Below are 12,251 nucleotides of genomic sequence, written 5' to 3'. Positions count from 1 at the left end.
TATTATTTATAAGAAGATGCTCACATAAAATTGTATAGAAAATATGCGTATAAATGAGGGGCTATAAAGCAAAGAGCATTATACTCTCGCTTTAAGTGAGAAATGGATTAGAATTTATAGTCTAATTGAGCCCATGCTACTTGTTTATCACTTTGAGATGCTGCAAAACCATTTGTTGCGGCACCTTTAGAAAATGATGCATATTTAAGAAGTCCTGAGAGACCATTTACACCTGGAATCTTGTTAACATACAGAACATCAATTTCAGAGCCTAGGTCATCAGAATTTGTACCAGTTGTAGTTTCTGCCGTATAACTATGATAAACAGCGAGTACTTTACCAAAACCTTTAGCAGCATAACCTAAACGCAGGTTTGCATCTTTGAGACCGCTTGTTGGTGAAGCCGCTACATAAAACACATCTGCCCAACCATTAAATTTGTGGTTTGTTCCATATGAAGGTTTAAAAGCGGTTTTGTCTGCACTATTGGTACCACTAAGAACTTCATAATTTGCACCAGCTAAAACACCAGATATATTAGCTCCTAGGTCTAGGTTGATATATGTCGCATCCGCTTTAATATTCTTTACACGGTATTCCATAGTCGGATCGCTCTGCATTGCATACTCAGCACGATAGTTAAGTTTTGCTCCAGCATCTATATTACCTGTTAGTGCGATACCCATCGTGTCAGTTTCTGAACCCATCATGTAGTCATAAGCAGTTACAGTTAACTCATCCATAACTTTATATTTTGCATTAAACAAAATAGAATTAGTCTCCTTCGTAGGAGCAGCTCCAACTCCTTGCATTCCATAAAGGTAAGCGATGTAAACTTTTAAGTTTTTTACATCTGTATTTGTTACAGAAACTGTGTCATAAGAGCGCTCAAGCTGTCTCCAACCTACAGTGCCTATAAATCTTTGGTTATCAAGATTTAATTGTGAACGACCTGCATGTATATCAGTCTTGCCAGTTTTATAATTAAGAGATGCTTCAGAAATCATTGCAAATTGTGGGTCTTTGATAACATCGTATGTAGTCTCACCGTTAAGAGTACTATTATAACTTTCATAACCAAAACTATTTACACTTTGTATACCAACAGTTGCACTTAAACCTTCAACTTCTAAAAGACCAGCGCTCACAGATAAATGTGTACGAGCTGTAAATGATGTCGCAGCATCTTTACCATTGTCTATTACGTCTGCCGTTTCAAAACGCGGACGGATTTCACCCTTTAGTTTCGCATCACTAAATATATTTATTCCATCAGCACTAGCGCTTACACTTAATCCACCCACAAGTAATGGCACTGTAGCCATTGATAATAACAATTTTTTCATCTTCTTAATTCCTTTGATTAGTATGAGATTTCATATCTCTAGATAACGTAATTATATTACGCTGTATAGAAACATTAGGGCAAAAGATGATGAATTATTCATCATCTTTTGCAAATTTTTCATATAAGAAACTAAGTATCGCTTCACGACATCTAATATACTCAGGATCATGCTGCAGAGAGACTCTATCTCTTGGATGTTCAAGGTTTACTTCTAGTATCTCGCCTATCTCAGCCTCAGGGCCATTGGTCATCATGATGACTCTATCGCTAAGCAGAACCGCTTCGTCAATATCATGTGTAATGATTATTACCGTGTTTTTGACTTTTTGCTGGATTCTCATCAAATGCTCTTGCAGGTTTGCTCGTGTTAGACTATCAAGTGCTCCAAAAGGCTCATCCATAAGTAGCACTTTTGGACTTATGGAGAGCGCTCTTGCAATTCCCACACGCTGTTTCATCCCTCCACTTATCTCATCTGGGAGTTTGTCTTTTGCATGGTCAAGATTTACCATGCTTACAAACATCTCTACTCTCTCTCTAAGCTCAGAAGCGCTCAACTCCGGCATTACTTTTTTTACAGCCATTTCTATGTTTTGATAGACCGTTAACCAAGGTAGAAGTGAGTGATTTTGAAAAACAACCGCACGTTCCGGCCCTGGTCCTTTTACATGTTGATTCTCTAGTAGTATCGCTCCCTCACTTTGTGCGTCAAGACCAGCTATCATATTAAGTAACGTACTTTTTCCACAGCCACTATGACCGATAATTGCAATGATCTCATTCTCTTTTATCTCTAGGTCGACATTTGTAACCGCTACATAGTCCTCTTTTCCTGGGATTGGAAATCTCTTCTCAATATTTTCTAAACTTAAAAACTTACTCATTATGAACGTCCTTTCTTTGTGTAATCAAAATAGTTTGCAATTTTTCCCATCACAAGGTCAAGTAGGTATCCTATGAGACCTACAACTATGATACCTATGATAATGTTATGGTAGTTAAGATTGTTATACTCATCCCAAATCCAAAACCCAATACCAATACCACCTGTTAACATCTCAGCTGCCACGATTACAAGCCAAGCAATACCAAGCGAGAGTCTCATCCCTGTAAAGATATATGGAACTGAAACTGGCAGTATAATCTGAAAGATTTTCTCCATTGGAGTAAATCTTAGAACTTTTGCAACATTCATATAGTCATCGCTTACACTCTTAACACCAAGAGTAGTATTGATGATAATAGGCCATATAGATGTGATAAATATAGTCGAAATTGCCGTCACATTTATATCTTGAAATATAAATAGTAACAGAGGTAACCATGCTAAAGGTGAGACCGGTTTAAATATTTGAATGAATGGATCAAACGCATACTGAGCGCTTTTACTCATACCAATAAGCAAACCCAGAGGAACGCCAACTAAAATAGCAAGAGTAAATCCAGCAAACACTCTTTTTAAAGACTCGATAATCTGCCAAAATAGACCTTTATCATCCTGATTTTCAATGTAAAACGGATCCGTTAAAACGCCAACTATCTCATCTCCATCTGCATTCACTCCACCAAACGCAGCTACATATGTATCACTTGGTGTTGGAAAGTCTTCTACTATTGTAGAGATTCCAGACCAGACTTGAATTATCACCACTAAAACTATAAGTGGCAATAGTATTTTTTTTATTAACTCTTTATTCATTTTTAACTTCCTTCCTTCTGATATAAGTCTATAACTTACACATAGAAGTACCTAGCATTGAGGAGTCATATTAAAGAAGGAAGATCTTTTAAATGGCTACTAGGTACTTATATCTATAAGTTAAGTAGACAAAGGCAAAAGCCTCTATCTATTTGTCGAAAAATTATTTTGTTACATACTTTGGATCTGCACAACCAGCAGGTCCATAAGGACATACATAGTTGGGCTGTTCAGTTTTAACTGTCCATTTGTTTGCTTTAAGAAGATCTTCTTTAGATACTTTTGACTCATCAATACCTGTAGAGAAGATATACTCAACCGCTTTGTTTGGATCCCAAACTTTTCCATCCATAAACATGTTGTATTTATCTACGCCATCTTTTTTCCAAGCACTTGGAGGAAGTGTGTAACCAACTTCTGCAGCTACTTCAGCAAATAGGTCAGGTCTGTATACAGACTCAATAACTTTTTTCATATCAACAGCTTTATCGATCTGTCCCCATCTGTACATCTGCGTTATAAACCACATACCGTGTGAGTAGTAAGGATAAGCCGCATAGTAGTTAGCAAATACGTTAAACATTGGGTTTGGCTCTGAATCTTGACCTTTTAGGTACTGAAAAGTTCCTGTCATAGATTTTTCTAAAACGCTAACTGGCGCTTTAACATAGTTTGGTTTACTCATGATTTTTGCCGCTTCTTTACGGTTTTCCCATGACGTATCAAGCCAGATTTGCGCTTGAAGAATTGACTTCATAACCGCCTTAGTAGTTTCAGGATTTTTCTCTATAAAGTCAGCTCTTGTTTGAAGTACTTTTTCTGGGTTATTGTTCCAGATATCGTAGTTTGTTACTAGAGTTGAGCCTTTTTTCTTTAAAACTATACGCTCATTCCATGGCTCTCCAACACAGTAACCCTCGATATTTCCTGCGATGAGGTTAGATGGCATAGTCGGTGGTGGGAATGGTTTGATAGTCGTGTCACGATCAGGAACGATTCCAGAAGAAGCCATCCAATAACGCAGCTCGTAGTTGTGAGTTGAAACTGGGTGAACCATACCAAATGAGAGTGGCTGGTAGTTAGTTCCCTCTTTTTTATGCTTTGCGTCTATATATTTTTTAAGAGCTTCTGACGTTAAAGGGCGCTTTGTCTCGTCCATACCATAGGCTTTCATCTTTTTAATGATTTTATTTCCAAACGTGATTCCATTACCATTAAAGTCAAGTGATAAAACAGCTTGTAAGTTCGCATTTCCATTTATACCTAGAGTTGCCGCTATTGGCATACCCGCTAACGCATGAGAGAAGTCATACTCACCAGAGATAACTTTTTGTTGAATCCCTGGCCATCCACCTCCCTCTTTTACTACGTGAACGTTAAGACCATTCTTTTTAAAAAAACCTTTCTCTTTAGCTATAACGATAGGTGCACAGTCAGTAAGCGCAATAAAACCAATCGTTAAATCTTTCTTTTCTATCTCAGCCATCAATGACGTAGCAACTAGTGATAAACCTAAACCGATACCTATAAATCTTTTTATCATCTGTAATCCTTAATTTTACATTTTTAAATATATCTGAGGGGAATTGTATCAATTAACTGTATAGTATATATACTCACTAATGTTTAAAATTTATACAGTTAAATCTTAATTTTACATTAAATGAATATTATAATACGGCATAAATAAATTTTGGAGTGTGGGAAATGATTCGGTCTGTATGTGGGTATTGTGGCGTTGGATGTGGTTTGGAGTACAGTGCAGAGTCGCTTATAGGAAATATAACTTATCCGACTAATGAGGGGAGCGTATGTTCTAAGGGCGCTTCGGAACTCATCAGTATACAAACGAGTACAAGATTACTGCGTCCTCATTATAGAAAAAGCATAAAAGAGGAGTATAGGATAGAGAGTTGGGAGAAGTCTATAGAGATTATCGCTCAAAAGATAAATGAAGCTCCAAAGAAAAAGGTTGGATTTTATCTCTCTGGACAACTATTAACAGAGGATTATTATGTAGCGAACAAACTTGCAAAAGGTTTTATAGGAACAAACAACGTAGATACAAATAGCAGAACCTGTATGTCAAGCAGCGTTGTGGCTTATAAAAAATCACTTGGTGCAGATTATGTACCTGTGAGAATGAATGATATCTTCAAGTCAGACTTGTTAATTTTAGTAGGAGCAAATACAGATGAAGCCCACGTAGTCTTTCATAATCAGATAAAAAAGGCTAAAAAAGAGGGATTAAAAGTGGTGGTAATAGACCCGCGTTATACCGATACTGCAAAATCCGCTGACGTTTATCTCCCCATAAAAGCGGGGAGTGACATAGACTTGTTTAATTTAATATCTAAGAGATTGATTGACGAAGAGTTGTATGATAAGGAGTTTGTAAAAAACCATATAAATAACTTCGAGCTTTTAAAAAATAAGTTTAAACGCGCAGCCCTTACTAAAATGCTTAAACGTACAGGTTTAAGTAGCACCGAGTTCGAAGAGTTTTTTGATCTTTATAAAAGAAGTAAAAATATCATTACGGCATGGACTATGGGAGTCAATCAATCCGTTCAAGGAGTGGATAAAAACTTAGCGATCATAAATACTCACCTATTGACGGGAAGAATCTTTAAAGAGGGAAATGGTCCCTTTAGTCTCACAGGTCAGCCAAACGCCATGGGAGGAAGAGAAGTTGGAAGCTTTAGCAATATGCTTGGCGTTGGGCTAGGATTTGATGAGAGAAGCATTAAAGCTGTATCTTCTTTTTGGAAGACAAATAAAATCTCCAAAAAAGAGGGAGTGAGTGCAACCCAGATGCTAGACGCAAAACTCGATGTTTTAATAATATGTCATACCGATCCAGTTTATCATCTGCCAAATAGAAATAGAGTGGAGAGACTTATAAGCGAGATACCGTTTGTAGTAGAGATAAACGCATATGAGAACTCAGAAACGTCAAAGTTTGCTCATATGAAATTACCGGCAACACCTTGGGGAGAAAAAGAGGGAACGCAAACAAATCTAGATAGAACCATCACAAAGCAAGTGAAGCTAACACGACACTCGATAGACGCAAAACATGACTGGGAGATTTTCCAGCTAATAGCTCAAAAATTAGGCTTTAAAGAGTTCTTTAATTTTAAAAACTCTAAAGAAATTTTCACTGAGTACCAAGAGATGACCAAACTAAACTCTTACATGGATATCGCTGAAGCAAACTATGATGAGTTATCTATGATACCCTATGTTTGGGGAGAGAAGATAGATAATTTTTTAACGCCAGATAAAAAAGGAAATCTTCATTTTGTAGAAAATAGATTACTAAGTGAAAAAACTTCTCTTAAATATCCATTTATACTTCTTACAGGTAGAACTAGAGATCAATGGCATAGTGGAACTAAAACAAATCTACCTACAACGCTTTTAAAACATAAGGAGTTGAATTTTTGTGAGATGAATCCTCTAGACGCACAGGCTCTTGGGCTTAAAAGTGGTGATGATGTGGTTGTGAGTTCAAAAAGGGGCTCTCTTAAAACAAAGCTACAAATTACAAGCGACATCCGTGAGAAAATGATATTTATCCCAATAAGTAATAGAGAGATAAACTACCTTACAAACGATCTTCTTGATAGAGAGTCCCTACAGCCCGATTATAACCATAGTGCAGTATATATAGACAAAGTGTATGAGTTGTATAAAAATTGAACATATTTATGGTGAAAAATAATTAACGATATGGGATAATTAGAGTATGATAAATGACTTAATAAATGAAAAAAATATAGAGATATACTTACAACCAATAATATCCATAAAAGATAAAAAAATATTTGGTTATGAGGCGCTAACGCGAGCAAATGATAGATATGGAGAGAGTATCTCTCCTCATTATCTGTTTGAACAGGCTAAAAAAGAGAATCTCTCCTGCGAGTTGGATGATTATGTTAGAGAGTTGGCGTTAGCGAAATTTCAATCCTACTATCGAGATGATAAGAGCGTTCTTCTGTTTTTAAATTTCGAATCTAATATTATAGAAAATGAGATGAGTAACGATTTTGTGCCTATGGCATACAAGTACAATATTTCTCCCTCAAACATAGTCATAGAAGTAAAAGAGGAGAAGATAAAAAATACACATGCTCTTAAATCATTTGTAAATCATTATAAAAAAAATGGCTTCATTATAGCTTTGGATGATTTTGGTGCCGGCTACTCGAGTTTTGATAGGCTAGAGTATATTCAACCCGATATAGTTAAGATTGATCGCTCGCTCATATATAATATACACAATAATTTTATCAACTCTGAAATACTTACGGCCATCTCAAACATGTGTAATAAAATAGGCGCAATGACTTTGGCTGAAGGCGTGGAAAATGGCGATGAGGTTTTGACATGTATGAGAAAACATATTGACGTTTTTCAAGGGTACTGGTTTGCAAGACCAACTAAAGATATAGATATCTCCATGGCGGAGGATATATGTAAATCGGTAGAGTATATAGGCGATAAGTATAAAAATGGCGTAAAAGAGCATATAAAAAAGAAACAGCAACTCCTTGAAAATACAAAACTTCTCACAAAAGAAGTACTCAGCGTTTTAAATGAAAAGAAAGATTACGACCTCTCTAAAGTACACAAAGTATTTGCTAAAAATGATAAACTCGAAGCTGTATATATTATTGACTTATATAGTGGTGTGCAGGTTGGAGAGACTGTAATACATGCAGAGGAGAAGTATCTTTATACACCTTCAAAAGATGGACATGACCATAGTTTAAGGGAGTACTACTATATAGCTAAAGAGTCTAGTAGGGGTGATTTTTTAAGCGCAAAGTATATCTCAAAAGCAAGTGGAAATATGTGCAGAACTTACTCGTCAAAAGTGTTAAGTAATGGAAATAATTATATAGTATGTTTTGATATACTAAACTAAAAAGTTGTGATAAGTAAAGAGAAAATTCTCTTTACTTATTTTATTAAAAATTATTTAGGACTAAAATTTATAATCTAGTTGAGCCCAAAATTTTGTATTGTTAGCTGTATGACCTGAAGTAGCTTCACCTGCTGTATAGTAAGCAGCTTTAAGAAGAGCACTTACGCCTTTAACGCCAGGAAGAGCATTTACATAAAGAGCATCTATCTCTGAACCTAAATCAAGTGAACCATCATCTGAAGAAAAGTTATGATAGAAAACTAAAGCTTTTCCAAAACCTTTTGCAGTATAACCAGCTTTTAGACTTATATCTATGATACCCGCAGTGTTTGAATCACGTGTTTGACCTAGAAACTCATCTGCAAAACCTTGAAATTTATGCAGAGTAGCTAGAGGAGTTGTAAAACCTTTTGCACTCGAGCCATTTGCTTGACCAAGAGATTCATACTCTACACCTAAAAGTAAGCCACTCATATTCGCACCAAGAGCTAAGTCTATGTATGATGCATCTATATCCACATTTACTGTATCAGTTGCGTTAAGAGATGCCTTACTTTGCATAGCATAAGAAGCCGCATAATCTAGTTTTATATTATCTACATTAACTTTACCCGTAGCTCTAAGACCATAAGTGTCATGAATATCTGCTAGTAAATATCCAAAACCTGTAACCGTTAAATTGTCATTAACAATATACTTTGCATTAAGTACTGCCGAGTTTGTCTCTGTAGTAGGATTTGCATCTACACCTTCATAACCATACACATAGGCACCAATTAGAGTGAGCCCATCTACGGGCTTACTTATAACATTGATAGTATCATAAGAACGCTCAAGTTGTCTCCACCCAACCGTACCTATAAAACGCTGGTCGTCAAGATTTAAGTGTGATCTACCTGCTGCTATTGTAGTAGCTCCGATTTTATAGTTAATCATAGCTTCAGAGAGCATAGCTTTTTGAGGATCTAATATAAGATCGTACTTTGGACTTGCTGGCGAATAGTCAGTTGAGCCAAAGTTATTTACAGTAGAAACTGCTACTGTAGCTGAAAGTCCATCCATGTCTAATAACTTAGATTGAACTCTTAAGCGAGTACGTGCTGTAAAAGCATTTGCCGCCTCAGTTCCACCCTCTTTATCTGCAAATTCATAACGCGGACGTATTTCACCGCTAAACTTTGTATCACTAAATATGTTTAGACCTTCATTTGCACTGATAGTGCTAAATGAACCTATAATTGCACTTAGAGCAACTGTTGAGATGATTATTTTTTTCATTTTGTTCCTTTTGTTAAACATATGACTGAGCTATTATCTAGCTTAAATACTTAGTTTTTCCTTAAAATATAAATTATCTATTTTTTTAAGAAAAATAATAAAAAATTATAAAAAAGTGATACAATATCTCATAACAAAGATAAGAGGAGTTAATATGTCACTATCAAGAAGAGAGTTTCTTAAAAGTTCAGCTGCTGCATCTGCAGCTGCTGCGATTGGTATGAATGTTCCTGCAGAATTAGAAGCTTCAGCTTTAAAAGCTGAAAGTAATTGGAGGTGGGATAAGGCAGCCTGTCGTTTTTGTGGTACTGGTTGTGGAATCATGATGGCTACAAGTGGTGAAGGAGTTGATAGAAAGATTGTTGCAGTTAAGGGAGACCCTGCTGCACCAGTTAATCGTGGACTTAACTGTATCAAAGGTTATTTTAACGCAAAGATTATGTATGGTGCAGATAGATTAAAGCAACCACTCCTTCGTGTTGATAAAGATGGTAAATTTAATAAGCATGGTAAATTTGCTCCAGTCTCTTGGAAAAGAGCCTTTGATGAGATGGAAGTACATGCTAAAAAAGCACTAAAACATGGCGGACCTGAGTCAGTTGCAGTATTTGCATCTGGTCAGTACACAGTGATGGAAGGTTATGCTGCTCAGAAGATGATGAAGGGTGGGTTTCGTTCTAATGCGATAGATCCAAATGCTCGTCACTGTATGGCTTCTGCTGTTGTTGGTTTTTATCAAACATTTGGTATTGATGAGCCATCTGGTTGTTATGATGATATTGAACTTACAGATACTGTTGTGTCTTGGGGCTCAAACATGGCAGAGATGCACCCTATACTTTGGTCTCGTGTAACTGATAGAAAACTTTCAGATCCTGACCGTGTTAAAGTTGTATCTATTCAGACATATACACATCGTACTTCGGATTTAGCAGATATAGAGATTATTTTTACTCCAAATACAGATACTGCACTTTGGAACTATATAGCTAGAGAGATTGTCTATGAAAATCCTGAAGCAATTGAGTGGGAGTTTATCCGTAAGCATATTATATTTGCAGCAGGTCCTGTAAATCTTGGTTATGGTTTGAGAAACTCAAATGACAAGTCTATAAAAGAGGGTAAGTATACAGACCTCGAGATGCAAACTATCTCTAAAGAGATGTCAAAAGTTGTCTCAGCAGAAGAGGGTCCAGCATTAGAGCCATTTGGTTATAAAGAGGGCGACACTATGGTAAACAATGGTGGAACACTCGGTCACTGGGAAATCTCATTTGAGGAGTATAAACGTTCACTTGAGCCATATACACTAAGCTATACAGCTAAATTGTGTAAGGGTGATCCAGATGAGCCTATGAAAGACTTCAAGAAAAAACTGCGTGCTTTAGCAAAACTTTATATAGAAAAAGGTCGTAAAGTAGTATCTTTTTGGACTATGGGTATGAACCAACATACTCGTGGTACATGGGATAATACACTTGCATATAATGTTCACTTTTTACTTAACAAGCAAGCAAAACCAGGTTCAGGCGCGTTTTCACTAACTGGCCAACCTTCAGCTTGTGGTACGGCTCGTGAAGTTGGTACGTTTACACACCGTCTTCCTGCCGATATGATGGTTAATAATTCTAAGCATAGAGCGATAGTTGAAGAAAAATGGAAAGTACCAGCAGGAACTCTTAATGGTGTTGGCACGCAGGATATAATGCAGATTCACCGTGATATTGAAGATGGACTTGTGAAGTTTGCATGGGTAAATGTATGTAATCCTTATCAAGATTCAGCAAGTGCAACTCACTGGATTAAAGCAGCGCGAGAGATGGATAACTTCATCGTAACATCAGATGGTTACCCTGGTATCTCGGCAAAAGTCTCAGACCTTATCTTACCATCGGCAATGATATATGAGAAGTGGGGAGCGTATGGAAACGCAGAACGCCGCACGCAACACTGGAGACAACAAGTCATACCTGTTGGGGATGCTATGAGTGATACTTGGCAGTGGATGGAGTTTGCAAAACGCTTTAGTGTTGATGATTTATGGGGAGCGTATGCACCATCTGGACCAAGAAAAACTATGCTAGCCGATGTAAGAGCGGAAGCTAGAGATATGGGTTATAGCGGAGATACAACTATGTTTGACATTCTCTTTAACAACAAAGACGCACGTTCATATAAACTTGACCAAGATGATCCTATTCAAAGAGGTTATGATAACTCAGAGGGGTATGGTGATGCTCGTAACGTTGTAGGCTCAGATGGTAAAGTGTTTAAAGGATATGGTTTCCATGTTCACAAGTATCTATTTGAAGAGTACGCTGCGTTTGGTCGTGGTCATGGGCATGATTTGGCGCCATTTGACGTTTACCATAAAGTTCGTGGGCTTAAATGGCCGGTTGTTGATGGTAAAGAGACACAGTGGCGTTTTAATGCTAAATACGATCCGTATGCAGCTGCACAGACTATGAAAAGTGGAAATCCATTTGCATTCTACGGAACAATAGCAAAAGCATTACAATCAGGAACACTTGAAGGTAAAGACAACGATTCTAAGAAAATGCCATTAACAAACAAAGCAAAAATATTTGCTCGTCCATATATGGATGCACCTGAAATTCCAGATAAAGAGTATGACACTTGGTTAAGTACAGGTCGTGTACTTGAGCACTGGCACTCTGGAACTATGACTATGCGTGTACCTGAGCTCTATCGTGCAGTTCCAGAAGCGCTCTGTTATATTCACCCTCAGTATGCTAAAGAAAAAGGCCTCAAACAGGGTGAACTTTGTTGGGTTGAATCACGTCGTGGTAAAGTAAAAGCTCGCGTTGAAACACGTGGGCGTAACAGACCAGCTCGTGGACTAGTGTTTGTTCCATGGTTTGATGAAAATGTATTTATCAACAAAGTGTGTCTAGATGCGACATGTCCAATGTCAAAACAGACCGACTTTAAAAAATGTGCTGTAAAAGTTTATAGCGCATAATTGAAGA

The 12,251-nt window shown here is 37.0% G+C and carries 8 protein-coding genes; 3 read left to right on the top strand and 5 right to left on the bottom strand.

Translation table 11 applies throughout. The features are described from left to right. Positions 1-107 precede the first annotated feature (107 nt). From GJV85_RS09490 to GJV85_RS09475, 4 genes are all read right to left on the bottom strand, one after another. Complete coding sequence (locus tag GJV85_RS09490; RefSeq protein WP_207561146.1) at positions 108-1,346, bottom strand: hypothetical protein; 1,239 nt, start codon at positions 1,344-1,346, stop codon at positions 108-110. A 94-nt stretch (positions 1,347-1,440) separates the two neighbouring features. After that, complete coding sequence (locus tag GJV85_RS09485; RefSeq protein WP_207561145.1) at positions 1,441-2,232, bottom strand: ABC transporter ATP-binding protein; 792 nt, start codon at positions 2,230-2,232, stop codon at positions 1,441-1,443. Next, entirely contained in the window at positions 2,232-3,047 is an 816-nt protein-coding gene (gene ntrB, locus GJV85_RS09480; RefSeq protein WP_207561144.1) for a nitrate ABC transporter permease, read from the bottom strand. The genes GJV85_RS09485 and ntrB overlap by 1 nt, the downstream gene beginning before the upstream one ends. Before the next feature lie 163 nt (positions 3,048-3,210). Next, entirely contained in the window at positions 3,211-4,590 is a 1,380-nt protein-coding gene (locus GJV85_RS09475; protein ID WP_207561143.1) for a CmpA/NrtA family ABC transporter substrate-binding protein, read from the bottom strand. 164 nt (positions 4,591-4,754) lie between these two features. On the opposite strand from GJV85_RS09475, the gene GJV85_RS09470 reads away from it, so the two are divergent. Both GJV85_RS09470 and GJV85_RS09465 read left to right on the top strand, forming a co-directional pair. Beyond that, positions 4,755-6,752: a molybdopterin oxidoreductase family protein gene (locus GJV85_RS09470; RefSeq protein WP_207561142.1), complete on the top strand. Its 1,998-nt coding sequence runs from the start codon at positions 4,755-4,757 to the stop codon at positions 6,750-6,752. A 46-nt stretch (positions 6,753-6,798) separates the two neighbouring features. Next, positions 6,799-7,983, top strand: coding sequence for an EAL domain-containing protein (locus GJV85_RS09465; RefSeq protein ID WP_207561141.1), 1,185 nt, complete (start codon positions 6,799-6,801; stop codon positions 7,981-7,983). Between the two features lie 60 nt (positions 7,984-8,043). On the opposite strand, the gene GJV85_RS09460 is transcribed toward GJV85_RS09465, so the two are convergent. After that, a complete protein-coding gene (locus GJV85_RS09460; RefSeq protein WP_207561140.1) occupies positions 8,044-9,261 on the bottom strand; it encodes a hypothetical protein in 1,218 nt (405 codons plus the stop codon). A gap of 154 nt (positions 9,262-9,415) precedes the next feature. Here GJV85_RS09460 and napA point away from each other — a divergent pair, with 154 nt between their 5' ends. Then, positions 9,416-12,244 carry a nitrate reductase catalytic subunit NapA gene (napA, locus tag GJV85_RS09455; RefSeq protein WP_207561139.1) on the top strand — a complete coding sequence of 943 codons (2,829 nt, stop codon included), beginning with the start codon at positions 9,416-9,418 and terminating at the stop codon, positions 12,242-12,244. Positions 12,245-12,251 lie beyond the last annotated feature (7 nt).

Source organism: Sulfurimonas aquatica (assembly GCF_017357825.1).
GTDB classification, from domain to species: Bacteria; Campylobacterota; Campylobacteria; order Campylobacterales; family Sulfurimonadaceae; genus Sulfurimonas; species Sulfurimonas aquatica.
Note: the sequence above shows the minus strand (reverse complement) of the source record. Positions and strands in the feature narration are given on the sequence as shown.